Below are 25,322 nucleotides of genomic sequence, written 5' to 3'. Positions count from 1 at the left end.
CTTAAATTGAATTAATCTTCCTCTCAATCCTGCTGAGTAACTTGGCTATAATACCCTTGGCCAATTCATCATCAATAACCCTACCCGTACTATCACTGCATGAATTGGCGCACCAATACTCATAGGTGAGTAGTGCCAATGCCGTTAACTCCATGAGCTCCGGGTCTACGCTCCTCAGCATCTCGGAAACCCTCATCATTAACTTAATTGGCATTGTTGCAATAATGAACTCACTGGCATCAACCTCAATACTCTCACTAACCCTCCTAACCCCATTAATCCTTATTAGGTTTGCGTTAAGGCTTGCGATGTAGGATAAGTAGGCTCTCCAAGCTTGAATAACCTTAACCGCGGCGCCTCTAAGCAGGCCTGATTTCAAGAGAATCTTAGCCAATTCTAACTCAGCTTTACATTCAATTAACTTAGCTTCACCAATTTCATTTACATCTAGATGTATTCGCATAAGTTAATGCAGCGTAGTAGTATAAATACCTAACTCTGGGATGATTACTCGTCTTACCGTAGCCTAGGCATTATCTATATAGTATATATTTATTGTTGGGGTATATTTATAGGATCCACCCAATAAACCAATAAGCTATATAAACCCTAACCTGGGTGATGCACCCGAGGTGAGAAGAATGAGCATAAGGGGTGTAGTAAATGCTATGGGTACCGCGTTTAGGATAAGGAGAGGCCTAGTAATGGCTAGTACAGTGAATGCACAGCATACCGATGAATACGACGCAGTAGCAAGGAATCAGGAGTTCGATAATGTAATAATAATACCGAACCTAAATGAACCAATAACACTAATATACGATAGGAGAAATAGGATGTATAAACTGGCGTAATTAAATTAAAATCCCTTTTTAATAATGCAGGTAAATGATCAGGGTTATTATTGAGAAGTTAAAGCTAACTCTAGAATCATCTTCAAATGATCATTATACATGCTCACCGTCTACTCCTAAGATAAAGATAACTCATCTGAAGAAATAATTAAGTGATGTTTAGAGCTGCATTAATACGGTGGATACTTATTCATTATGTTCCTGAGCCTTTCAACCACCAGTTCCGTCTCATCCTTACTTAACGTGTGCGTACTTATGCATAGGTGGCCGTCGCATTCACATAGGTATATGGGTGGATCACCCCTCTTCAAAAGTTCTATGTAAAGCCTCACGCGGTCCCTGGGTAACTCAATCTCAACTTTAGGCACCACGACGGGCCTCACACGTTCATTAGGGGCATTAACCCTCTTCCTAACCTGTAACTTAGGTAATGTGGACTTCAATTCGCTTATTATGTAATCCGCCAGTTCATTCATTACCCTTAACCTCTCCTCATGGTTAACCTTAACGTAGTTCTCCAGTGCGGCGACGAATGCGACAATATCCTCCTTACTGATCTTCATCGCCCTACCTATGAATACCCTGACCTGCCCATTAACGTTGATATAGCTGAATGGGCCCAGTAGCCTACATGCCTCAAGTAGCTTAAGGTTATTGACTAATATTAACCCAGTGTCGTTTGGTGCGCCAATATCCTTACCGCCGCTGAACACTACCAAGTCAGCCCCCATTTTAATGAACCTAGTCAGGTTGGTTACTGGTGGTAGCTCAGCGGCTGCGTCGACAATAACAGGTACGCCGTGGTCGTGGGCTATCTCAATAACCCTACTGAGGGGTAATTCACCCTCCTGTGGTTCATACTGGAAGTGCACTACCGCAGCTACCTTTTCACTCATGGCGTTTTTAATATCATCCTCAGTGACCCCGCCTGGAGATCCCACGACTTTAAGTTTACCACCTGGTATGTTGATGAAGTAGACGTATGGGTTGCCCACGGTGTGTGGGTACTGAACCACAACTTCATTCCTCATGCCCTCGGTGAACGGTAACCTACTCATCTTCTCAACATCACCACCGGTTATCGCCGAGGCAACTGCCAGCACTAGCCCAGCACCGGCACCACTTGTGATTAACGCCCCAGGTACATTGAGTAACCTGGCCACATACTCCCCAGACTTAATGAGCAGTTCATTCATGTCTACGAAGGATTCGGCCACCTCCCTCATAGCCTCTATCACCGATGGGCTAACCCTATTTCCACCAAGCACGGTTAACGTTCCACAGGCATTAACAATCCTACGCACCCCCAACCTCTCCAAGATACCCATGCGTCACGTTTAACGTAGTCTTATTTAACTATTTAATTCTATTCGAGCCGAACTGCACCACACTTTAAGGTTAGTAGGGTTTTGCATGCCTGTGATGGCGCCTAGGGCCTTGACCCCTCCTACCACCCCTCATCTCGTTCCTACCTTTACCGCTTAGATAATCCCTCACAATTTGGAGTGCCTGTTCGGGTTCGGTTACGTTGGTTAGTCTCTCGGCTAGTTCACCCTCCCCGATATACCTTAACCACTGGACTATGTGACCCTCCCTTAAATGGTATTTCACGGCCTCCTTATCAACGTTAATTAACCTTGCTAACTCTGCCTCAAGTTCGGTGACGTTATGCGCAATGCCGATTACATTATTGAATGATTTGAAGTAGAATGGCTCCTTTTCGCCTATTGGTTGATTCGGAGGCATATTAGGTTAATATCTAATGTATAGGTATTTAAACGTTGTGCTAATAATCACTAGGTGCAATGTTGCTCACTTGGCATTATGCACAGTCATGATTAACGTGTTTTTAAGTATACGGAAAAGTATAAAACTCCAAGGCCGGCACACCTAATATGCCCAGGTTCGCCATACATAATAGGGAGGATAACGTGGGTGTGGCTATTGAGGATATAAGGGCTGGGGATGAGGCTCAGGGGGTTTATATAGAGGATAGGTCTATGGGGCCTGTCATTAAGGCGCTTGAGGACATACCACTAGGCCATAAGATAGCGTTAAGGGACATTAAGGCTGGGGAGAGTGTCATTAAGTACGGTAGGGTTATTGGGGTAGCCACTAGGGATATTAAGGTTGGGGAGCATGTACATATTCATAATGTTAAATCCATAAAGTGGGGTAACTTGGCGAGGAGGTGATTGGCATGGCAGGCAAGTACCCAACAATTAAGGCTTACGTTAGGCCAGATGGTAGTGTTGGGATTAGAAACCACGTAGTGATTATCCCAGTGGATGACCTTTCTAACACAGCGGCGTTAGGAGCTGCCAAGTTAATCAGGGGTACCGTGGCTATACCACACCCCTACGGTAGGCTACAGTTCGGCAGAGACCTAAACTTGCTCTTTCACATATTATCCGGCACTGGCGCCAATCCAAACGTCTACGGTGCAATAGTGATTGGCATTGAGGATAATTGGGCTAATAAGGTGGCTGATGGCATAGCTAAGACGGGTAAGCCGGTTTACGTATTCGGCATTGAGGGTAACGGTGACTTGAGGACCATTGAAATGGCCTCCAGGAAGGCTAAGGAGCTAGTCCAAGAGGCCAGTGAGGTTCAGAGAACCGAGGTTGATTTAACCGGAATCCAGTTCAGTATTAAGTGCGGTGAGTCAGATACCACATCAGGCCTAGCCTCAAACCCTGCATTAGGCTACACAGTGGATAAGTTGGTTGACCTAGGTAACACGGTCATGTTTGGTGAAACATCTGAGTTAACAGGCGGTGAGGATATTGTGGCAGGTCGCATAAGCGATCCGGCATTGAGGAACAAGTTCATGAGGATATACAACGAGTACGTTAGCATAATTGAGAGTGAAGGGGTTGATCTACTCGGTTCACAACCCACGGAGGGCAACATCAAGGGTGGGTTGTCGACAATAGAGGAGAAGGCCCTCGGCAACATCCAGAAGCTGGGCACAAGGCCAATAACCTGCGTAGCCGATTACCTAGATCCTGTGCCAAGGAATGCAGGATTATGCTTCGTGAACACCTCATCAGCGGCAGCTGAGGCTATTACGCTATTCGCCGCTAAGGGATCTGTGCTGCACTTCTTCACCACGGGCCAGGGAAACCTAGTGGGTCACCCAGTAATACCAGTCATCAAAATTTCCGCCAACCCCAAGACCATTAAGGCGATGAGCGAGCACATTGATGTTGATGTTTCAGATCTACTGGAGCTTAAGGTTAGCCTAACTGAGGCTGGTGAGAGGATCTTCAACTACGCCCTGAGGGTCATGAATGGTAGGTTAACCGCGGCTGAAGTTCTTCAACACGATGAATTCTCGCCAATAAAGCTTTACATAAGTGCGTGATTAAAAATGCCCATTATTAGGGATGTAAAATCCATACCCATTTCCATACCTTACGTTGATGATCCACCCACGGTATTCAGGGATTCCTGGGGTGTGCAACTCTATGTGAAGGTTTCCCTTGGTGACGTTGCTGGTTGGGGTGAGGTGCTGGTTTACGGTAGCGGCATAGTTGACGCCTATATAGGGGTGATTAATGATGTAATAGCGCCGGCAGTAATCAATGAGGGGGTCAATGGCATTAATGATATTGAAAGGCTTGTTAATGGGCTCGAGAAGCTGTTGTTCACAGGTGGCCTTTGCGGCGTCATTACTGGAGCCATTGGTGGCTTTGAGATGGCGCTGTGGGATGCCTTGGGTAAGTACTTGGGCAAATCAATTAGTGAATTGCTTGGCGCCAGGGTTAGGGATAAAGTTCCTGTCTACGCGAGCTTCCCAAGGTACTCAAGCGTGGATTATGTTATTAGGGCTGTGGGTAAGGCATTGGATAGCGGCTTCACAATGGTCAAGTTGCACCAACACCCGGACGACGCAATCGATGCCATTAGGGCTGTTAGAGAGAGGTTTGGTTATGACTTAAAGGTTGCCTTAGACATAAATGCAGCATTCAATGACCCCCAAAGGGCGCTTGATTTCTTAAGTAAGGTGCATAGGTATGAACCATACTGGGTTGAGGAACCAACATGGCCCCCAAATGACTATGAGCTACTTGGTATAGTCGCTGATAAATCACCAGTACCCATAGCTGCTGGGGAGAATGAGTACTACGTGAATAGGTTTAAGGAATTAGCTAGGTTAGGCCTTGCCTATGTCCAACCTGACATATCGAAGGTTGGTGGGTTAACTAGGTTTATTGAGATTATTAAGGCAATCAATGAATTGGGGAGACCCGCGGCACCACACCATAGACCCCATAAATCAATACTAACCCACACGTACACACTACACGTTGCCTCCGTAATCGATGGCATAGCCCTTGTGGAGTGGCCATTAGTATGGATTAATGAAATCTATGATGAGGAAATCACCGTGAAAAATGGAGAAATAGACATAACAAACCTTGTAAAGAAGGAAGGCGTGGGCCTCGGTATAAGGGAGGAAATGCTGGGCAAGTACCCGTACGAGAGGAAATACACACCGCTGATCTTCCACTAATCCTACCGGTGTTAAAAACCTCAACATCATTACTAAACACCTACCCAGTCAAAGTAACATTCCCACAACACAGGGGCGGCATCCGCAAAAACAGCCGTTGAGAAGTAGATGGCGGGGAGCCCATGAACTACTGAGGAACGGTTTAGTGATCTTGAACACTAACGCTTAAATTCCACCACCTACCGTCTCTCCGGAGACGGTAGAGACTTGATATCTCCACCGTCTCCTTCTCGACGGTCTCCCTGGGGCCGCTCACCGCAGCAGCTCCCCAACGGTCACCCGCGGCTCCCAGCCTCTGCGGATCTCGGGACCCCAGGGGCACTAATAAAGGCGCTAAGGTTAGGTTAAAAACCTAACTGGAGATTAACCATCAACGAAAAATAAACACTACAAAAGATTATAAAAACCGAAACAGCCCCAACGTTGATGATTAATGCAACATATGACTACGCCCTTGGCCTAGTCCTCGGCCTATCATTGGCTGTACCACCAGGCCCAATGAACGCCCTAATAGCCTCGGAGGCATTGAAGTCACCTATACATGGTACTGCCGTTGGGGCTGGGGCTATGTCCGCAGATGCTACATTAATGGTAATCACCTACTTCCTATACCAACTAATTAAGCCTTACTCAAGGTACATGTACTTCATAGGTGGTGGGGTCATGGTTTACCTAGCCCTATTAATGCTCAAGCCAAGGACTAATACACGTGTCAACAGGATTAGTGGCTTGGGTGGATTACTTAAGAATTATGCTAAGGGCTATGCCTTAGGTTTAACCAACCCCTACCAAGTTAGTTGGTGGTTGTCGGCGGGTTTAACACTAATGTCAATAATGGGTCTCATGAGCGTTGCCGGTTTATTCACGGGGATACTGTCCTGGATATTAACGTACCCACTGGCTATACATGCAGGTAAGAGGTACCTTGGGGGTAAGTATGAGTACGCCGTTAACTTGGCATCAACCATTGCAATAATGGGTTTTGCGGCCTACTTCATTTACATGAGTTTAAACTTACTTACCAATACCGTGCTGCCTTAGCACTCTCTCAGCCTCATCCCTATACGGAATCATCCAATCAAGCCCTAGGTCCCTCAGGTATTCGTGGCTTGGCAGCCCAGTTTCAGGGTTCCAGCCCCTTAACCTGTAGAATTCCTTAACAGCCTCCTCAATCTCTTCCCTCTTGAACCTCGGACCCTGCTCATCAACAATCATCTTCCTCGGGACTTGGCTCCAAACGTCAATGTAACCGAGGAGTATGTGCCATATCCTAGCTATTGTGTCAATCCTGGTGCTAACCCTTAAGAGGTAATTGCCATCAATGTTCTTACCCGTGGCCAGGTTATACAACTTAACCATGTCATCCACTGAGTATGGGTTGAACACACATAGGCCCAGTGAATCCATTGCCACCTTCCTATCCCTATCCCTAATCATTGACTCGACAGTATCCTTAAGTGGGGTATCTGGGTCATGCATCTGCGGCCAACCCCTCAGGTGGCTACCCCCAACATCAGCCGTTAGGTAGGATATTACAAGGCCCCTTAATGGGCCATTCGGGTACCATGCAGGTAGGGCTATCTTCTTGAAGTGAACGGCGTACTCAGCCCCCTTGCTGAGGATCTCGGCTGCATCGGCGACGCCCTGGGCCAGCACCTTGCCAAGTCCCCTCTGGTAGGCTATGTCCTCAATCATCTTAACCAGGGCCTCTCCATTACCGAACCTCAACTCTAAGCCTTCGGTATCCTGCTTAGTTATGAGGCCCTTCTCGTAGAGCTCCATTGCCCACCCAATCACGTTGCCAACCCCTATCGCATCTAGCCCTAGGTCATTGGCGAGCCTATTAGCCTTAAGGAAGTACCTCTCATCGAAGACTCCGGTGGCTGAGCCTATTAGGCCTAACGTCTCGTACTCAGGCTTGATGAAGTCCTCCTCCCCAGGTACCCTAAACCACCTTGAACATTTGATTGGGCATAGGGCCCCAACGATCTTAATGGGCTTCTGGGGGAAATTAACCTCAAGTCCAAGCTCCTTGAAGTGTGCCCCACTTAACCTGCGGGCTAAATCCTCCTCAAGCTTAGGCCTGCCGTAGTTGAAGGCTGGTGATGTGCCTATTGAGCCACTGTACATTAGGCCATTGGTTGTGCCAAACTCCCTGGACTCGGAGGTATTGGGTGAGGTCTGGAACCTCCTGTATATCTCTAGCGCCGCATCTAGGAAGCCCCTTGGGTCGGCTACCTTAATGTCAGGCACGCCGTGAGCAGCAATGGCCTTAAGCTTCTTACTGCCGAACACAGCCCCAAGTCCACCCCTTCCACCAGCCCTCTCACCCTCAACCATTATGTTGGATATCTTAACCAGGTTCTCCCCCGCCGGCCCAATCACCATGACTGAGGCTGCCCTATTAGTCTCCTCCCTAACGGTCTTAGTTGCCTCCCTGGTTGTCATGCCCCAGATCCTGGAGGCATCCCTAACCTCAACCCTACCCTTGTTAACCCACAGGTAAACTGGGCTACTTGACGCACCCTCGATTATCAATGCATCAAAACCAGCACCCCTAAGCATGTATGAGAACCACTCACCAACGCTCGTATCGTGGATTAACCCGCTTAACGGACTCACCGCACCTACAATGGTCTTTGCTGAAGCTGGGGCTAGACCGGCTAATGCGCCTGCAGCCACAACTATCTTGTTTTCACTTGACAGTGGATTTGTCCCCGGCTTAACCTCCCTTGACAATATGCCGTAGACGAACCCCTTACCCCCTATGAAGAGGTTTATTAGCCAGTTGGGGGTTTCCTCAATGGTAACTTTACCCGTGGTTAAGTTAACCCTGGCTATCTTACCTGTATAGCTGAACATGAAGCTAGGTGGGCAGCTATTTGGTTAATAAATGTTTCTGGGATGGCGATTAGCCTTTACGCCCATCACGGCTTAGGGTGCAAGGTTTAAATAAGCTTAATAAATGTAGGGGTGTGTTTAGGGTAATTACCGTTGAGGACTACATTAGGGTTCCCCCGTCGGCCTTCAGTGAACCCATTGAGAAGATAGCCTACGATCAGTTGAGGACCAGTTATGAGGGTAGGGTGGATAGGGAGCTGGGCGTCTTCATAACTGTGTTTGATATTAAGGTTGATAAGAGGGGCGTGATAGTGTATGGTGATGGGGCAACATACCACAAGGTCTCCTTCAAGGCGTTAGTCTTCGTGCCACTGATCAACGAGGTGGTTGAGGGTGATGTGGTTGATGTTAAGGAGTATGGAGCACATGTCAGGGTTGGGGCCTTAACGGCTTTTGTGCATAGGTCGCAGGTTATGGATGAGAACGTTGTCCTTTTCGATAGGCAGAGTGGTGTCTTCATGGGTGAGAAGAATAGGCAGAAGAGGGTTGGGAGGGGAGATGTGGTTAGGGCTAGGATAGTCGGCGTTAGCTACGTGTCCACGGCCAATGGGGTCAGGTTAAACGTGTCAATGACGATGAGGCAGCCCTTCCTAGGTAAGTTGGAGTGGATTGAGGAGTCACTTAAGGCTAAGAAGAAGCCCCAGGCTAAGCCGGGGCAGCAGTAAGGCTGTGATGCGTTATCAATGCATTGCACAATTAAATGCTCCTTATCTTTAAAATTCAAACACGGTTTTCACAGGCTACTCAACCTCCCTACCCAGCAGGCTCCTAGCCACTATAAGCCTCATTATGTTTTGGGTACCCTCAGCGCCGACATAGTAGCTCAACACCCCAAGTAGTGCCCTCATTACCGGAGTCTCCTTGAAGTAGCTGACACCACCGAACCACTTCACCGCCTCGAGACCAGTCTCCACTGCTAACTCCACGGTAAGCATCTTGGCCATGGCGCTTGCATTGGCTACATCCATTATTGAGACCGAGCCCTCACCCCTATAGAACCTGTCCACCAGCCAGGCTGCCTTGTAGACCATCAGCCTAGCGGCCTCAAGTCTAGCGCTTAGTTCGGCGTACTTAAAGCTGACTGACTGGTATGAGGATATTGGTTTACCGAACACTACCCTACCCCTAATCCACTCTCTACTCTGCTCAAGCATCCAACGTGCGGCCCCAATGGCCGCTGCGCCGATTAGTATCCTGGCTACATTGAAGCCCTCCATGACCACCTTGAAGCCTCCATTAACATCGCCCAGGACGAAGTCTGGGTCGACTGGGGCGTTGTTAAGCCTCAGGTAACTGGTGGGTATGCCCCTCCTACCCCACTCCTCATAATCCCTAGTCTCAAAGCCCGTATTCACCGTTCCATTCCTCTTAACCATGAACAGCATCGTTGTTATTGACCTATGCTTAGCCTCAACAGGCCCAGTCCTGGTCACGGTTACGAAGCCCCCACCGTAGGGTAAGGCGAGGGCTATTGATACGCCAGTCACCATGTTCTTCTCACCAGTCAATAACCACCTACCATCCACAAGCCTAGCCTCAGTCCTCTCACCAGCCACATCACTACCCCCCTGGGGTTCCGTGGAGGCTATGCCTACCCAAGCCTCCCCCGTTGTAAGTCTCGGTAGAACCTCCTCCTTGACGCTTTCCCTGGCGTACCTCTGCACTATGAATGGCCACGCAGCCTCCAGGAGGAAGTAGACTGGTACTGCTAGGCTTGGGTCTGCGTATGCCAACTCCTCGGCGGCTATGGAGGCCATTAGGAATGTTCCATCTGGGCCGCCATACCTTGAGCTTAGGGTTAACCCAACCAAGCCATGCTCAGCCAGCTTAGAGGCAACCTCAAGTATAGGGTACTTACCCTCATCCAACTCAACCCAATGCGGCTTAACGTAACGCTCACCAACCTCCCTGACCGAATCCCTAAACAGGGCCTCCTCCCTACTCAACTCGAAGTCCATTGTAGGCTAGCCGGATTGGGTAATAAAAGTATAGTAGCCCACGGCGACGTGGATAGCATGCAGCTACTCCCCCGTAAACCTGGGCCTCCTCTTCTCCAGGAATGCCCCTACACCCTCCTGAGCATCCTTAGTGGATATAGCTACCCCGAACAGTGATGCCTCATTATTAAGGGCGCTCCATATGGGTGACTCGGCGCCGTAGTTAATGGCGTACTTAGCCAACATAAGCGCCAGCGGCGGCTTAGAGGCCAGTTCATTGACCCACCTCCTAACCTCATACTCAAGGGTGTGCCTAGGTACAACCCTATTAACAACCCCATACTCAAGGGCCCTCCTGGCGCCTATCTGAATACCCATCAGTATCATCTCCTTGCTGACGCCTGGGCCGGCTAACCTAGTCAACCTCTGCGTACCCCCAGCGCCCGGTATTAGGCCTAGGTTAACCTCGGGTTGCCCAATTACTACATCATCTGAGGCTATCCTGAGGTCGCAGGCCATGGCCAACTCCAGGCCACCACCTAGGGTGTAGCCGTTTAACGCCGCTATCACGGGTTTAGTGTAGTACTCGATCTCCAGGGTCATGGAATGGTAATGCCTCATCGCCTTGAACATCTGCATTGGTGATGCACCACGGAACTGGTTCACGTCAGCACCGGCGGAGAAGGCCCTGCCACTACCTGTTATGACCACGACCCTAACCCTCGGATCCTCCTCAACGGTCCTAAGGGCGTTCACTATTTCATCAGCCATCCTGGGTGTTAGCGTGTTGAGCTTGTCAGGCTTATTGAGCACAATCCAGGCTGCCGGTGGGTCAATCCTTAGGACAATTTCCTCAAGCCTCCTCTCCTCAACCTCAGGGTAATCCCTAAACCCCCTCCCAACCCTCCTACCCAACCTACCCGACTTAACATAGTCTAAAAGCAACTGGTCAGGTTCATACTCACCCCAACCACTGACCTCCCTAAGGTTGTTTAAGGCGTCGACAATGTTATCAATACCTGCCTCATCGGCGAAGTCCGATAGGCCCCATGGGTAGTTGAGACCCAGCTTCACCGCCTTATCCACATCATCCACCGTGGCAACACCCTCCCTAATTAACCAAGCCAACTCGTTAATGGCTGGCGCCATTAGCCTAACTGGGTCCAGGTCAAGGCCCTGGTCCGGCATCATCCTTGGCCTTGAGTACTGCCCTGGGGCAGGGTACTTATAGAAGCCCTCAGCCGACTTAACGCCAAGCCTTCCCCTGTTAACAAGGTCCTCTAATAATGGGCATGGGTGCGCCTTAAACCCCCTCTCAATCATTGACTTAACTATGAATAGGCTTGTGTCTAGGCCTATGTAGTCGAGGAGCTCGAAGGGGCCCATGGGTAGGCCGAGCACGTTCCTAGCCATGGCATCCAAGTCAACAACCTTAACACCCTCCTGGTTCACCTCCCTACAGGCCTCGAGGATTACCCTGAATAGGACCCTGTTAACTATGAAGCCGGGCACATCCCTACTAACAACCACTGGTTCCTTGCCAAGAGCCTTAACAAGTTGAACCACGGTGTTAACCGTCTCATCGCTGGTGTACCTACCCCTCACCACCTCGACAAGCTTCATCAACGGTGGTGGATTCATGAAGTGCATGCCAATGAACCTACTCTCCCTATTGGTAGCCTCAGAGAGTTCGGTTATGGGTATTGTGCTCGTGTTTGAGGCGAATATGGCGTGGGGTGGGGCATGCTCATCAGCCTCCCTAAAAACCCTCCTCTTCAACTCCGCATTCTCCGGAACGGCCTCAACAAGCAGATCAACATCACTAACTGCCGCGGCTAGGTTAGTTGTCGTGGTTACCCTAGCCATTATGGAGTTGACACCCTCCCTCAACTCACCCCTCTTACCCAACCGTTCAAGGCTATCCCTAATTCTACTAAGCGCATTCTTAAGTATCTCATCGGATATGTCCATGAGCCTAACCTCAAAACCAGCCATCGCAAAGACCTCAGCAATCCCATGACCCATGGTACCCGCGCCCAACACCGCAACCCTCCTAATGGAAACACTCATGGGTGGGTAACTACAGCTTTATAGCTATTTAAACATTACAGAGACTATAGCCCACCTACATTACATACCACCACGAATTAATACGAACCATTTGAACCGGTGATAAAACAAACAATAAATCTCGCTCTTTATGGCTGAGTTACCCCACTGTGTAGGTTTAATTGGCAGTGGATTTTATAACTAACACTAGGCAGGGTATTCAGTAGCCCCAAAGAGGGCAACAACCAAGACTCCCACGGTGAAAAACCCCACCTTACAGGGTGGGGAAGGGGTTATAACCAATTTAACGATACTGGTGGTAACATAGTACTTGATAGAGGAATTGTAACTGGTATTTCAGGGGAGTTAACATTCACTGTTTTCAGATGAATCTTCTGTACAGGTTACCGTACTTGCCTATGAAGCCCCTTATCTTAACCTCATAGCCGCACCTGGGGCACTTTAAACCATTAAACCTAACGTCAATGACCCTATCCCCAGACCTCTTGATAAGCACCGCGCTGCACCTAGGGCAGTATGTGTGTTGGCCTGGGTGGCTAGGCACATTACCTGTGTATACGTCGAGTTCCCTCCTAGCCCTCCTCCATATGTTATCACCAAGCTTAATGTAGAGTGGGCTCTCCTTGACGTTAGGTAGTTTAAGCAGACCCTTGCCTACTTCATAGGTCCTTAATGTCCATGAGTATACCGGCATTACGCATTAAGGCGAGCCGCTGAGCCTATAAACCATACCCACTGCACCTATTGCCTAACATTACCTCCACTTTAAAAAGGTGGAGACTCACCTATACCTGATGGGTTACGTTTAGGTAATGGCAAGGGTAGGTAGTGAGGATGCGTCAAGGGTTATTGAGGTTAAGGCTCTTATGGACACTGAAGCAACTTTAACGGTGGTTGAGACTGGTGTAGGGGTAGTTGAGGTTGATGGATCCAGAGCATTTATTGATGTTGAGGGTAAGTCTGAGATCGTACCCGTGGTGATCTTTGATATATTGATAAAAGGTCCTCGTAGGCGTGACAACGCTTGAGGTCCTTAAGCTTAAGATGGATCCGGTTACCGGTAGGCTTAGGGGGAGGAGACTCCTCCTCTACTAGGCAGCCAAATCCCAGTATGGTTAAGCTGATGGGGTAATTCATGCATGGGATGGCGTATTCACTGCTAGGAACTTTAAGCCATGTATGGCGGTTGGCTACTTAACCTGTTGGCCAAACATAGCCTTAACCATGGGGTCCACTACCTCGTAGACACCATGGCTACTTCTCCTTACCACGCCGAGCTTAACCAGGTTGTTTAGGGATCTACTCACCTCCGTGGGTTGAACATACCTACCAAGCCTAGTGGAGACGTAATCCCTAACCTCACTAAACCTGGACCTACCTCTGGCGAGGGCCTCGAGGATGAGTTCGTAATACCTAGATCTGCCCAGGAGGGATTTCAACTCATTATCGATTAGTGCAAGGGCCTCGTTGTAGATCTCCACTGGTTTAACGCCCTTGATGGCTCTCATGTAGCCGTAGTACGTTAGCCAACCAACAACACCGTCAAGCCTATCAACAACTTCTGCGATCTCATCCTCACCAACATCAACACCGCACTGCCTAAAGCCAAGTCTCAAAAACTCCATGGACCTGTTCCTATCGAAGGGCTTGAGGGTTAACTCATCCATAACCCTACCGTACAACGGTGACCTTGGGTTATTAAAGCCTATGAAATCGTGGAGGAGACCAACCTCGGAACCAGTTAAGATGACCTTTATGTTGCTTAGGTTATCATAGACGTAGGCTAGCACGAGAGCCATGTTCACCTTACCATGGCCCCTAAGTAACCTAAGCCACTGAGCCTCATCAATAGCTAGAACGAACTTATCCACATTATCCGAAATCTTACCTAGCAGATCGGTTAGATGGACTCTATTCCACTCAACATCAATGGAGAAATCAACACCACTACCAAAAACATGAACACCACGCAAAGACCTAGCAACCCTACGCAAAACACCCTCAAGCCTAAACCTAACCCCAACCTCACCCAAACACCTAGAAATTAACCCATACAGCCTTCTAACCGATAAATCACCTTCAAGACCCTTAGCATCAATGTAGCAGTATGGAATGTCAGACTCATTGAGGGCAGCCTTAAGCACTGAGGTTTTGCCAATACGCCTAATGCCGTAAATCACCAACAACCTAGATGGACCCTTAAGGAAACGATCCACCTCACCTAACTCCTCATCCCTTCCAAACAAATCAGCCCTACTCTCCTTCGGACCCGGATCGAAGAGCATTAATTCACACCCCTGTTAATTATTAACACCCCTGTTAATAAACTCACTCCCATACCAGTCAAGCCTAAGATATAAAAGAACCAACCCTGCTCTATTTTGGAGATTGGGCTCTCTTGAGCTAGGTGGTTTCTCTATTTCTTTGCTTGGATTTATGGGATTGTTAATGAACAACTCCTAAAGGCGCCTCTAAGATTTAAAACTCCCCATGATGATTGAGGTACGTGGCTCTAACCCATACACCTCCATGGCTGGACACCTCACAGTACATAAAGCTTAGGCTTGAGGAGGCTGTGCAGGAGGCGGAGCTAGCCCTCAAATTCCTTGATCAAGGTCTTCATAGGAATGCCTCGGGGAAAGTCTTTCAAGCCTGGAAGGCCATGATATCGGCTGCCGCGGCGAAGAACAGGGAATTAATCGCTAGGCATTATACGGGCATGGTTAGGGATAGGACTGGTAAGGTTAGGTCTAGGGCAGACCTCATAATAGCACTAATGCCAACCACTAGGCTAAGGGAAGTGGCGTCGATGCTTGAGGAAGTTTACGGTAAGGAATTAATTCACCTAACAGACATGGCATTAAACCTACACGAATTCCAATACAACGGCCTAGACCCAGAGGGCATAGTGAGCCGATACACGAACCTAAACGATGTGGAGAAGGACGTAAAGTACCTGGCCGAGAAGACAATCGAGTGGGTAAAACGCCTAAGCCAGGCATAATGGCGCCGCATGAAACGGGCTTTATGGCAAAAATAAATTAATTCACTACACTCAAGGAATAATTTAGCAGTAAGAAGGTAATTTAGTAATAACAATGGGTGTATTCACAGTTAAGGCAGCATCGCTTCGAGACACCTGCACCAAATTAATAAAATTAACGACAAGGCTCGCCGCCTCCAGAGAGACGGTGAGGTTTTAGGTTGATGTTTCTTAGTTTAAGAGGGTAGGCTAGCTTCTTAGCCTTCTATTAAGGTGTTAGGTAGTATATTGTTTTGAATGATGCTACCTAACACCTCAATAATTTAGCGCGGAATGATAAGCACTTAACACATTCCCTGCTCACACTAAGGCCCCAGCATGAATTCCAGGGAATATGCAACATACCCTACGAAATTAGGTGTTAGGTAGCATCATTCAAAACAATATACTACCTAACACCATGGCCTTTAAGAATGAGACTGAGGATGACTGTGGGGTTGATTGCATTGATGAGTAGTTGATTGGCTAGTCTTTATAGTGTTTAAATTTAGAATGGTCTCCTCATTGATGTTACCGGTATACTTTATGGATAAATATATAATATGGTGGTGATATACATACATTATATAATAGGTTATATTTAAAAATATGCAATATGGCCACGCCGTATGGATGTGGTGGTTCTTGTAAAGCTGGCTCTGGATACTGGGCAGTTGAGGGTTAGTGAGGGTAAGGTTGACGTTGAGTCGACGCCGCTTAAGGTGAGTGACATTGATAGGAATGCCGTTGAGGAGGCTGTTAGGGTTAGGGAGAGGGTTGGTGGCTTAGTTCACGTGGTCTCGATCCTTAAGTATGGTCCCATTCAGAGGAGGTTGCAGGAGGCTGAGGGGCTCCTTAGGGAGGTGTTGGCAATGGGGGCTGACGACGCGTACCTAGTGGCTGATGAAGCCTTAATCGGCAGTGACCAGTCGGTGACAGCTAAGGTGATAGCATCCATCATAAGGCGGTTGGGCAAATACGACCTTGTCATTGCAGGTGAGGCCACTGTGGATGGCTACACTGGGCAGGTTGGCCCCAGGGTTGCGGCTGAGTTAGGCATACCCGTGGTCACCTACGTTAGGGAGTTGAGGATTGAGGGCAGTAGGGTTGTGGCTAAGAGGGACCTTGAGGATGCTGTGCAAACTGTGGAAACCCCCCTACCAGCCCTAGTCACTGTTACGAGGGAGATTAACACACCCAGGATACCGACACTACTCCAGATTAGGGCAGCCGTGAGGAAGCCCATAGGTAAGCTAACCCTAGCCGACCTAGGCTTAACATTGAAGCCTACTATTAAGGTTGAGTCAGCGGTGCCAATGCAGGTTAAGAGGAGGGGTGTGGTAATCAGGGAGGGGACTGTTGACGAGAAAGCGGATAGGCTTGTGCAGGCTTTAATCCAGGAGGGGCTTTTGACACCTAGGTGATGGCCATGGGGGTGCTCGTGGTTGGCTCCATAGGCGACATTGGCCTAGTGGGCCTGGCGCAGAGGTTTAGGGGGCAGGATGTGCATTACCTACTCACTGGGCAGGGTGATGTGGTGCAGTTGGGTAGGTATGGCGTATCCAGGGTTTACCAATTAACCACCGGCATCGATGAATATTCATTCTCCGAAACCCTGACAGACCTAGTCAATAGGGGGAGCTACTCCATCATCATCACGCCTGTGAATAGGTTTTACAGGACGGCTGTGCCCATGGCTGCGCAGAGGTTATCGGCACCCCTCCTAACTGACGTGATAGATGTTAAGCCAATTGACAATGAACTTGAGGTGGTGTTAAACAGTTTTGGTAATAGGGCGCAGGTTACGGTTAAGGTGACCGGTAGGGTATTACTAATGGCACCGCCCGCCAGGTTTAAGCCAAGTGAGAACCCTGTCAACGCATCAATTGAGCCACTCCAGCCTAGGGTGGTTAATGTGGTTAAAGTCGTTTCAACGGAGGGTAAGGCTAAGGGTGGGGTTAGGATTGAGGATGCCGAGCTCATAGTGGCCGTTGGTAGGGGGTTTAGGAGACGGGAGGATTTGAAACTAGCCTTCGAGCTCGCCGAGGTCCTGGGGGCTGAGGTGGGTTGCTCAAGGCCCATAGCCGCTGACCTTAAGTGGCTTAGTGAGGATCATTGGATTGGGTTAAGTGGACGTAGGGTTAGGCCAAGGTTATACATAGCCATTGGCATAAGCGGACAGCCTCAGCACCTTGCAGGCATGATGGAATCCAGGACCGTGGTGGTCATTAACAACGACCCAAATGCCCCCTTCTTCAGGAACTGCGACTACGGTGTTGTGGAGGACCTCTACAGCTTCATCCCGGTCTTAACCAGGAGGCTGAGGGACATTTTGAAGAGGTGAATTGCAGAGGTGCTTAAGGGTGATTAACCAAGGGTTGTTATTGGCATACATCCTATACGCAGCCAACGTCGGTTTAATAGTGTTGATAATCACTAGGCTAGTTAAGGAGGCCTTAGGTAGTGGTGCGCCAATAAGCGTGAATAGGTTCACTAGGTTTATTACGCATGAGGTTAAGAGCATTAGGAAGAGCGTTGTTGGGGCTATGCACCTAGCCATCCTAGGCGCAGTATCCTTGTCAATACTCTACACGTTAATATACCCCTGGGTTTACCGGAGCCAACTAGCCCACTACATCATGTTCGGGGTAGCGTCGCCATTAATAGTGGGTCTCATTGGCGCCTTTGCGTGGAGGGTTCAGGTCCTGGCCAGGTCCCTTAGGGTTCACGGGAAGCTTAACGTTAGCGGTGAGTTTAGGGGTAGGTCGATTAGGCTTCAGGGCGTTTTAATGGGCGTAATAGCGTTGACGGCAACCACCCTGGCCACTTCAATACTGCCTGGGTTGCTTTACCTGAACGTGAAGTTGACCGTAGCCGCCGTGGATTACATGCTTGTGGCAATCTTCTACGTAAGACCCGAGGTTAACCTGTACGCCGACTTCGACAGGGCACTCCATGATATTAGAATGCCCTTCAACATTAAGGACGTTATTGAGGGTAGGGTTGACGCATCCCAGGTGAGCATGGGGGTTAGTAGGTTAAGCGAGCTAGATAGGTATGAGACACTTAGCCTGGATGCATGTGTTGAGATAGGTGCCTGCGAGGAGTCGTGCCCAGCCACGGTGGCTGGTAGGCCACTGTCACCTAGGGTCCTTGTTAGGAAGCTAGCCATGCTCAAGGGCACCACGGGCCCTGGCTCAAACCCACTTGACGTTGTTAGTGATGATGAGCTTTGGGCCTGCACCACATGCGGCGCATGCACGTACAATTGCCCAGTGGGGGTTAGGCACGTAGACATAATAATCGACCTGAGGAGGAGGCTGGTTGAGCTTGGTAGGCTTGACCAGAAGAAGTCAAACCTACTACTTAACCTATCGCAGTACGGGAACACAATGGGGACACCCAATTACGGTAGGCATGAATGGTTGAGGGAGCTGGGGGTTAAGACTGTTGAGGAAAATCCAAACTTCCAGTACCTACTTTGGGTTGGCTGCATGGGTAGCTTCGATAGTAGGGCTAGGGAGATTGTGAAGGCACTAATCGAGGTCTTGAGGGAGGCTGGGCTACTGGATGAGATAGCCGTCCTGGGTGATGAGGAGACTTGCTGTGGGGACCCTGCTAGGAGACTTGGTGAGGAGGGTAGGTTCCAGGAGATTGCCCTGAGGAATATAGAACTGTTCAGGAAGTATGGGGTGAGGAGGATAATAACAATATGCCCCCATGGGTACAACACCTTCAAGAACGACTACGCCAAGGTTGACCCCTGGATGAGGGGTGTGGAGGTTTACCACCACGTGGAGTTCCTAAGGGGATTGGTGGAGAAGGGTGTTGTCAAGGTGTCAATGGGCAACATCGTGTTCACGATCCACGATCCCTGCTACCTAGCCAGGTACAATGGTGTTGTTGAGCCGCAGAGGGTTTTAATCAGCAGGATTGGTAAGTTGAGGGAAGTTAGATACCATGGAGCTCAGACGTTCTGCTGCGGTGCAGGTGGAGCCAACTACTGGTATGACGTCCCTGAGGAGAGGAGGATAAGCCACATTAGGCTTGGGCAACTCATGGAAACGGGGGCCCAGGCAATAGTAACGCTGTGCCCATTCTGCAATGCAATGCTTAACGATGCAGCCAGAGTTAAGGGTGTTGAGGGTAAGGTTAAGGTCATTGACATCGCTGAGGTGATTAGGGCTCATTTAAGGTCTTGAGTTAAATTCCCCCACAATTAGCTAGTAAAGATCCTCTTCCCTAAGCCTATAGAAGCTTATGTGAGGCTCCAATTGGTACCAATACGCCACACTGCTGTAGTCAGCCTCAACCTCATTCCACTCACCATGTGGGGTGGTGACGGTTAGCGATTCCCTGAAGGAAATTGGATCCAATATATGGAACCTGTAGGCCGCGATTTCATGGTTCTCATCACTCTTATGTATTAAACCGTGGAATGGCGCCGTGTAAGGGCCACCAGAGAAGTACCAGCCAGAAAGGAAGTAGTCTTCAGTGCCGGTTGCCTGATAGGCAACCTCACCATCAACCTCAATTCTCACGTTCCCCTCAAGGAAGCCCAAACCACCGGCTGGTGGGTTTTTAAGGCTAAGCCCCCTCATATACATGTAAACACCAACGTAATGACCCCGCCCTTTAGCCTTCAAAATCATGTAGGATTCACCTGGTTTTACCTGCCTCTCTCGCCGCCAAACTGCGTGAAGCCTACCCATTTCGGAAACATCAACCCCAGTGTAGTAACCAAATATAATAAAGACTACTAACCTCCTCTACACCTAGGTTCTCTATTTCTATCCTGGCTTTTTCAAACGGCATGGGTAGGAAACTGTAAAAGCCACCACTGCTAGCACCTAACAGTAGCGAATAGGCATTCCAATTAGGGGCACCATGAGTTGAAGTGAAGGTCCCCAATTGATGGACCCTGTGACCCTGTAGAAAGAAGTCACCGATTGGCGACTCAACGCTGGGTTCGCCTTCACCATCCCAGTACGCCCTGATTACAATGTTTCTTAGGAACCGGTGATCTTTAGCGGCTATTGTCACCCAGAGGCTTGCTACTACTCCAGGTTCATCTACCTTAAAGATTTCTAACTTGCCTCCAGGTTTAAGGGTGTAGTAGTCCCGCCATGCCTTGCCGAATTCATTCTTCAGTATACCCTTTTCCCTGAGGTGATCAACGTACCAGTTGGGTAAAGTCCCAAGTAATTCCTTAGCATCAACATCATGCGTGCTTGAGACATACCTCATTCTTATTTTAGGATCCTTTAACCTAGGTAGTTGAAGTAGCATGTGGATTCGAGGCATCGCTTACTTAAAAGTTTCACACATTTTACTAAAAACACATTTTATTAAAAAGAGAAATGCCTCAATATAACTATGAGCTAGCTCCAGAGTGGGTTGCCGTAATGTGAAACCCAAAGGTTCTTTATATCTTTAAATCACTGAGCAGTATCATTAAGGGGTGCGGTCTCAACACCACCGCCAGAAAAGCTTAAAAATTACTCATGAGGTAGAGGAGGATGTAGGCGGCCCGTAGCTCAGCGGCAGAGCACCCGGCTGTAGTCAGCCCCACGGGGGACAAACACCAAAAAATCCCCGTGGTCGGAAACCGGGGGGTCCCGGGTTCAAATCCCGGCGGGCCGACCAGCGTCAACCTTATTAAAACCAAGCCTTGATCAACTTTAATGAGGATTATAAGGCAGAGGTCGCCAGTAGTCAGTAAGCTGGTTAACTGCGGTTCAACGGCCCATGACCCGGTGGCCGTGGCCCAGGGTGCCTCAATGACAGCCCAGGACTCACTGACCATACTGGACACCTACGGCTTCGTGAATTGGCTGGGTGAGTTGGCCCTATCCTCAGTGAGGGGGTCTATGGTGGTGGCCGTGGTTGACCTGTGGGACATTAGGCCAATCTGCAGGGCAATCAGCGTCCCCTGCCTTGAACCCTGGGATGAGGATAGTCTCGGCGAGGCGTTGAGGGAGGCGTTCAGCTACAGCTCGGTCATTGAGAAGCCCTACGTGGTTAGGCTTAACCCAGTCTTGGCAAGACAACTATGCAATGCGGTAAGCGGAATAAGGACTCTTGGCGAGAGGCCCGTGTTTAACAGGAATTGGGAGTTGAGGGATAGGTGGAGACTACCTGAACAGTGGGTTAGCAGTGATGAGTGGGTTAGGCTCGCCTTAAGTAGGGCTAGGGAACATGTGAAGGGGGGTGATGTGCTCGTTGAGGGTTACCTACAAGCCGACAACTCAGCTGCCAGGAGCCTGTACGTTAACCCACTACCAGTTGATGAATTAGCCAAGGTGAGGGTTGTTGAGGAGGGTAGGCCATTCATGGTTAACCTCATTAGGGCTGTTAACCCTAATGTTGAGTTTAGGGACTCTAGGGTCAGGTACGAGGAGGTTGTTAGGGAGGCTTGGAGGCTGATAGACAATGGACCAATTGACCCAGCGGCCCCAGTTAGGTTCTGCCTACTTAAGCTTATTAGGGATGGTAAACTAGGCAACGTACCAATCATCGTGTCGTCACCATACTTAATTAGGCCCAGTGGCACCGCCATGCGCCCTGACTACAACCCAGACCCAACCTACTTCATGCCCAGGAACATTAATGACGTCGTTGATGCAACTCACGTAAACCCACTCGGCGTCTTAATGGGCATTGGCGACTACCAGTACGGCAGTAGACTCACCATCACCACCTCATGCGATCCCCTTGACGATGCAGGCCCCAACGCCGTAATAGTCGCCATGGAGGAGTGCCCACCGCCAATGGTGGTCAATGTGACCGAGGTTAGCACTGGTAGTGAGTTGAGTAGGGTTTGCCAATTGGTTAATGAGGCGTTAAGCGGGGGAAGGGTGTGGGTTAAGTTGAGTGAATCCCGGAGTGAGTTAAGGGCTAACGTTGATAAGGGTTTATGTGACCTATGTGGCGACTGCATAGCCTTGGAGTGCAGGGCGATTAAGATTGATGAGCAGGGCTACCCAAGAATAGACCCAAGCGAGTGTATCGGCTGTGGCCTATGCGTTAATGCATGCAGTAGGGGCGCAATAAGCCTTGTTAAACCAAGCCATGCGTAGCGGTAACGTTAGGAAAACTTTATATGAGTAGAATTGAGGCAAAGGGTGTAGCCGGGGTGGCCGAGCTTGGTCTAAGGCGCGGGACTGGAGATCCCGTCCCCGCAAGGGGGCCCGGGTTCAAATCCCGGCCCCGGCGCCAGCAATGAAACCTAGCGATTTCTTCTTTCTAATCTAAGTTCACCTTGTTACAGTATATTGCGAATTAACTGTGAAAATCATCAACAGCATTAGTAATGAGTAAGGGGTGAGGTTAATTAAAGCATGTTATGGCAAGGGAACCTTAGCATCGCAATGTACTATGGTATTTGAATTGATTTTAAGACTGGTATTTCCTGTAATGCCGTACATGGCAGGAAATGTCTACTTTAGAGGGGGTTGGGATTGGTCTCGTAATAACGTGAATCACAGGTTTAATAGCCTACATATTCTAAAGAATAGCAAGAAATTATGTAAAGAATGATTAACAAATGTACCGCTATGTAGTTATGGGGGCTTTAAGAATAGAGCCTCTAATGGAGCGGTGATATTGAAGGATATTAATATTAATGGTCTCAACCATTTGATGAGAATTGGGCGAAAATAGTTCGAATCATTGCTCATGGCCGTGGTACCTATGATAATATCTCTTAAATTCCCTACGGGTTTATGGAGCCGCTTGATTTTACGACACTTCTTTGGTCTCACTTCTCAGGGTGGGAAGGATTAATAAAATGGTCAAGTGTTCTTCTAATAACTGAGCTAAACAATTCATAGTCCATGTTAACGAGATCCGTGAACTCCTTACTTAATATGCGCCTTGATGTCTGACCAGTATGTATCCTGTACCTAGTTAAGACAACAGTGTCATGAAGAATTACATATCCTTGGCTAAGCGCAATGATGAAAAACATTGCATCCGAGTACAGGTTAGTCCTTTCAACAACATCCAAGTCCTTGATCAAAGGATCCCTAAGAGAGGATAGGCTTGATGTATTGTAGTACAAGGCCCAGTAATCCGCTGTTAACCAATCCAGGTAACTTAACCTCAGGTACCTATCCACACCACCCTTAACTATAACCCTATCCTTGAGTACTAGTGAGCAGTAATATGGATGCAACTCGCTGCAGCTTAACGCCCTACCTGACTCGTCAATAAATTGAAATGCATTATGATATAAGCCTAGGTCATCAACAGTGCTAAACACTCTCTCAACATCGCCCAGTTTACCTGCAAGCCACTCATCATCATCGTCGAGAAAAGCTATAACATCACCTGTTGACTCCTTAATACCAGTAGCCCACATGGGACCAACCCTATTGCTGACACGGTGAATGACGTATCCATGGGGGTTAACTAACTCCTCAACTTCACGGTCCCTATAAGACATGACTACGATAACCTCGTCAGGTCTCCTACACTGATTGACAACAGACTTAATGGCATGCTTAAGGAAGTGCACCCGGGTCTCCGTGTTACTCATAACCACGACGCTGATCCTCATATGAATCGCCACGTAATTGCAGGAGACACGCCTACATTATTTACTTTCATATGGTGAAACAAAGAAAGCTTTATAAGTGTTACTTTCATCTGCCATGCATGGCTGGTATTGCTGTAAGTACACGTAACCTGGTAAAGGTTTACGGCGGTTCTGTTAGGGCCCTCGATGATGTCTCGATAAACGTTAATCGCGGTGAAGTTTTTGCAGTACTAGGTCCTAATGGTGCAGGGAAGACAACATTAATGAGGATATTAACTACGCAGTTGAAGCCTACATCTGGGGAAGCCTATGTTCTGGGGTATAACGTTGTTAGTGAGGATGATAAAGTGAGGAAAGTCATTGGTTATGTGCCGCAGGAATTCAGCGTCTGGACCGACTTAACTGGTTATGAGAACTTGTTGATATACGCTAAGATATACGGTATACCTAGGCATGAAGTTAACGAAAGGATTAGGGAGGTCCTCGAATTCATGGATTTACTTGACTCATCAAGGAGACTTGTTGGAACATACTCTGGAGGTATGATTAGGAGACTCGAAATCGCGACAGCGCTCTTAATAGAACCTGAGGTGTTGTTTTTAGATGAACCAACGGTTGGTCTCGACCCGGCGGCTAGGAAGAATGTGTGGGATAAGCTAAAGACGTTGAATAAGGAATTAGGTGTAACAATAGTCTTCAACTCCCACTATATGGATGAGGTAGAGATGTACGCTGATAGGTTGGTAATGCTCAACAGAGGTAAGGTTGTGGCTCAGGGGACGGTTGATGAGTTAAGGAAATCCGTCGGTGGCGAGGTGGTGGAGCTTACGGTGGATGATGCTGATAGGGCTGTTCATGTAATTAATGAGATGAATGGTCTCAGGATTAATGATGTAAATACCGAAAGTGATAGAAATATTGTTAGAATAATCGTAGATAACGCCGAAGAAGCTTTACCAATAATAATTACGTCATTGAAAGACACTGGTGTAAGGATCATAAAGGTCTCCATGTCCAGGCCCACACTTGATGATGCATTCCTTAAGTACGCTGGTGGTAAAATTATGGAAGAGGGCGGATTACATGAGGCAAGAATAGTAAGAACGATGATCAAGAGGGGGTAAGTTTCATGTACTTTGTAGACGCTGTCCTTGCCTTTGTGGAGCTTGAGGCACGTAGAATCAAGTACAACATGACTGAGGTGATTACGAGGGCTGTTCAACCGATACTTTGGCTAGTGGTTTTTGGGCCAATTATGGCGAGGGTTAGGGCACTACCAACTGGCGGTATACCGTACGTAGCCTTTATAACGCCCGGTGTGATACTGCAATCAATCACCTTTGTATCTATATTTTATGGATTAACAATTGTATGGGAGAGGGAATCAGGGATATTAAAGAAATTATTGACGACGCCAGCACCCAGAATTGCCATAGTACTTGGTAGATCCTCTGCATCAATCATTAGGGCTTTCATGCAG

General features: G+C 48.4%; 25 protein-coding genes and 2 tRNA genes. 16 read left to right on the top strand and 11 right to left on the bottom strand.

Translation table 11 applies throughout. The features are described from left to right. Position 1 precedes the first annotated feature (1 nt). Positions 2–463: a PaREP1 family protein gene (locus AAX04_RS02710; protein ID WP_066793607.1), complete on the bottom strand. Its 462-nt coding sequence runs from the start codon at positions 461–463 to the stop codon at positions 2–4. A gap of 178 nt (positions 464–641) precedes the next feature. Between AAX04_RS02710 and AAX04_RS02705 the strand changes: the two genes are divergently transcribed. After that, positions 642–854, top strand: a complete 213-nt coding sequence (locus tag AAX04_RS02705) for a hypothetical protein (RefSeq protein ID WP_066793604.1) — start codon at positions 642–644, stop codon at positions 852–854. A gap of 170 nt (positions 855–1,024) precedes the next feature. Here the strand turns inward: AAX04_RS02705 and AAX04_RS02700 are convergent, their stop codons facing one another. After that, a complete protein-coding gene (locus AAX04_RS02700) occupies positions 1,025–2,182 on the bottom strand; it encodes an aminotransferase class V-fold PLP-dependent enzyme (protein WP_066793601.1) in 1,158 nt (385 codons plus the stop codon). 70 nt (positions 2,183–2,252) lie between these two features. Further along, positions 2,253–2,600 carry a hypothetical protein gene (locus tag AAX04_RS02695; protein WP_066793599.1) on the bottom strand — a complete coding sequence of 116 codons (348 nt, stop codon included), beginning with the start codon at positions 2,598–2,600 and terminating at the stop codon, positions 2,253–2,255. Positions 2,601–2,749: 149 nt separating this feature from the next. On the opposite strand from AAX04_RS02695, the gene AAX04_RS02690 reads away from it, so the two are divergent. The 4 genes from AAX04_RS02690 (at position 2,750) to AAX04_RS02670 (ending at position 6,414) form a co-directional block, all read left to right on the top strand. Beyond that, positions 2,750–3,049 (top strand): UxaA family hydrolase, encoded by a 300-nt coding sequence (locus AAX04_RS02690; protein ID WP_066793597.1) that lies wholly within the window; start codon positions 2,750–2,752, stop codon positions 3,047–3,049. A gap of 5 nt (positions 3,050–3,054) precedes the next feature. Next, positions 3,055–4,221: a UxaA family hydrolase gene (locus tag AAX04_RS02685; protein ID WP_066793776.1), complete on the top strand. Its 1,167-nt coding sequence runs from the start codon at positions 3,055–3,057 to the stop codon at positions 4,219–4,221. A 6-nt stretch (positions 4,222–4,227) separates the two neighbouring features. After that, the gene (locus AAX04_RS02680; RefSeq protein WP_066793595.1) at positions 4,228–5,373 is read left to right on the top strand and encodes a mandelate racemase/muconate lactonizing enzyme family protein; all 1,146 of its coding nucleotides are present in this window, start codon (positions 4,228–4,230) and stop codon (positions 5,371–5,373) included. Positions 5,374–5,799: 426 nt separating this feature from the next. Further along, entirely contained in the window at positions 5,800–6,414 is a 615-nt protein-coding gene (locus AAX04_RS02670; RefSeq protein ID WP_066793589.1) for a LysE family transporter, read from the top strand. Here AAX04_RS02670 and AAX04_RS02665 read toward each other — a convergent pair. Next, entirely contained in the window at positions 6,388–8,235 is a 1,848-nt protein-coding gene (locus AAX04_RS02665; protein ID WP_066793587.1) for an aldehyde ferredoxin oxidoreductase family protein, read from the bottom strand. The genes AAX04_RS02670 and AAX04_RS02665 overlap by 27 nt on opposite strands. 113 nt (positions 8,236–8,348) lie before the next feature. Between AAX04_RS02665 and AAX04_RS02660 the strand changes: the two genes are divergently transcribed. Next, entirely contained in the window at positions 8,349–8,939 is a 591-nt protein-coding gene (locus AAX04_RS02660; RefSeq protein ID WP_066793584.1) for a DNA-directed RNA polymerase, read from the top strand. A 75-nt stretch (positions 8,940–9,014) separates the two neighbouring features. Here AAX04_RS02660 and AAX04_RS02655 read toward each other — a convergent pair whose 3' ends face one another. The 3 genes from AAX04_RS02655 to AAX04_RS02645 form a co-directional block, all read right to left on the bottom strand. Beyond that, positions 9,015–10,232, bottom strand: a complete 1,218-nt coding sequence (locus AAX04_RS02655; protein WP_066793580.1) for an acyl-CoA dehydrogenase family protein — start codon at positions 10,230–10,232, stop codon at positions 9,015–9,017. 63 nt (positions 10,233–10,295) lie between these two features. Continuing rightward, on the bottom strand, positions 10,296–12,281 hold the full coding sequence (locus tag AAX04_RS02650) for a 3-hydroxyacyl-CoA dehydrogenase/enoyl-CoA hydratase family protein (protein WP_202904413.1): 1,986 nt from the start codon (positions 12,279–12,281) through the stop codon (positions 10,296–10,298). A gap of 361 nt (positions 12,282–12,642) precedes the next feature. Next, complete coding sequence (locus AAX04_RS02645) at positions 12,643–12,975, bottom strand: hypothetical protein (RefSeq protein ID WP_066793578.1); 333 nt, start codon at positions 12,973–12,975, stop codon at positions 12,643–12,645. 118 nt (positions 12,976–13,093) lie between these two features. Between AAX04_RS02645 and AAX04_RS02640 the strand changes: the two genes are divergently transcribed. Then, positions 13,094–13,309: a hypothetical protein gene (locus AAX04_RS02640; protein WP_238377774.1), complete on the top strand. Its 216-nt coding sequence runs from the start codon at positions 13,094–13,096 to the stop codon at positions 13,307–13,309. Positions 13,310–13,471: 162 nt separating this feature from the next. On the opposite strand, the gene AAX04_RS02635 is transcribed toward AAX04_RS02640, so the two are convergent. Further along, a complete protein-coding gene (locus tag AAX04_RS02635) occupies positions 13,472–14,566 on the bottom strand; it encodes an ATP-binding protein (protein ID WP_066793576.1) in 1,095 nt (364 codons plus the stop codon). Between the two features lie 221 nt (positions 14,567–14,787). Between AAX04_RS02635 and AAX04_RS02630 the strand changes: the two genes are divergently transcribed. The 4 genes from AAX04_RS02630 (at position 14,788) to AAX04_RS02615 (ending at position 19,505) form a co-directional block, all read left to right on the top strand. Continuing rightward, entirely contained in the window at positions 14,788–15,285 is a 498-nt protein-coding gene (locus AAX04_RS02630) for a PaREP1 family protein (protein ID WP_066793574.1), read from the top strand. Between the two features lie 647 nt (positions 15,286–15,932). After that, the gene (locus AAX04_RS02625; protein ID WP_066793572.1) at positions 15,933–16,727 is read left to right on the top strand and encodes an electron transfer flavoprotein subunit beta/FixA family protein; all 795 of its coding nucleotides are present in this window, start codon (positions 15,933–15,935) and stop codon (positions 16,725–16,727) included. A gap of 5 nt (positions 16,728–16,732) precedes the next feature. Then, a complete protein-coding gene (locus tag AAX04_RS02620; protein ID WP_238377773.1) occupies positions 16,733–17,647 on the top strand; it encodes an electron transfer flavoprotein subunit alpha/FixB family protein in 915 nt (304 codons plus the stop codon). A 202-nt stretch (positions 17,648–17,849) separates the two neighbouring features. Next, a complete protein-coding gene (locus AAX04_RS02615) occupies positions 17,850–19,505 on the top strand; it encodes a (Fe-S)-binding protein (protein WP_066793768.1) in 1,656 nt (551 codons plus the stop codon). A 21-nt stretch (positions 19,506–19,526) separates the two neighbouring features. Here the strand turns inward: AAX04_RS02615 and AAX04_RS12460 are convergent, their stop codons facing one another. Next, on the bottom strand, positions 19,527–20,015 hold the full coding sequence (locus AAX04_RS12460; protein ID WP_066793569.1) for a DUF2961 domain-containing protein: 489 nt from the start codon (positions 20,013–20,015) through the stop codon (positions 19,527–19,529). Positions 20,016–20,025: 10 nt separating this feature from the next. Further along, positions 20,026–20,592, bottom strand: coding sequence for a DUF2961 domain-containing protein (locus AAX04_RS12455; RefSeq protein ID WP_066793564.1), 567 nt, complete (start codon positions 20,590–20,592; stop codon positions 20,026–20,028). Positions 20,593–20,829: 237 nt separating this feature from the next. On the opposite strand from AAX04_RS12455, the gene AAX04_RS02600 reads away from it, so the two are divergent. The 3 genes from AAX04_RS02600 (at position 20,830) to AAX04_RS02590 (ending at position 22,521) form a co-directional block, all read left to right on the top strand. Continuing rightward, positions 20,830–20,949 (top strand) — tRNA-Tyr (locus tag AAX04_RS02600). A gap of 38 nt (positions 20,950–20,987) precedes the next feature. Continuing rightward, positions 20,988–22,382 carry an ATP-binding protein gene (locus AAX04_RS02595; protein ID WP_066793561.1) on the top strand — a complete coding sequence of 465 codons (1,395 nt, stop codon included), beginning with the start codon at positions 20,988–20,990 and terminating at the stop codon, positions 22,380–22,382. 50 nt (positions 22,383–22,432) lie between these two features. Beyond that, positions 22,433–22,521 (top strand) — tRNA-Ser (locus tag AAX04_RS02590). Positions 22,522–23,062: 541 nt separating this feature from the next. Here AAX04_RS02590 and AAX04_RS02585 read toward each other — a convergent pair. Continuing rightward, entirely contained in the window at positions 23,063–23,863 is an 801-nt protein-coding gene (locus tag AAX04_RS02585; RefSeq protein ID WP_156519663.1) for a glycosyltransferase family 2 protein, read from the bottom strand. Between the two features lie 98 nt (positions 23,864–23,961). Between AAX04_RS02585 and AAX04_RS02580 the strand changes: the two genes are divergently transcribed. Both AAX04_RS02580 and AAX04_RS02575 read left to right on the top strand, forming a co-directional pair. Continuing rightward, the gene (locus tag AAX04_RS02580; protein ID WP_066793556.1) at positions 23,962–24,966 is read left to right on the top strand and encodes an ATP-binding cassette domain-containing protein; all 1,005 of its coding nucleotides are present in this window, start codon (positions 23,962–23,964) and stop codon (positions 24,964–24,966) included. Between the two features lie 5 nt (positions 24,967–24,971). After that, on the top strand, positions 24,972–25,322 hold a 351-nt coding region (locus AAX04_RS02575; protein WP_156519662.1), incomplete at its 3' end, for an ABC transporter permease.

The organism is Caldivirga sp. MU80, from assembly GCF_001663375.1.
In the GTDB taxonomy this organism is placed as follows: Archaea; Thermoproteota; Thermoprotei; order Thermoproteales; family Thermocladiaceae; genus Caldivirga.
The sequence above is the reverse complement of the archived record's forward strand: the minus strand, read 5'-3'. Positions and strand labels throughout refer to the sequence as shown.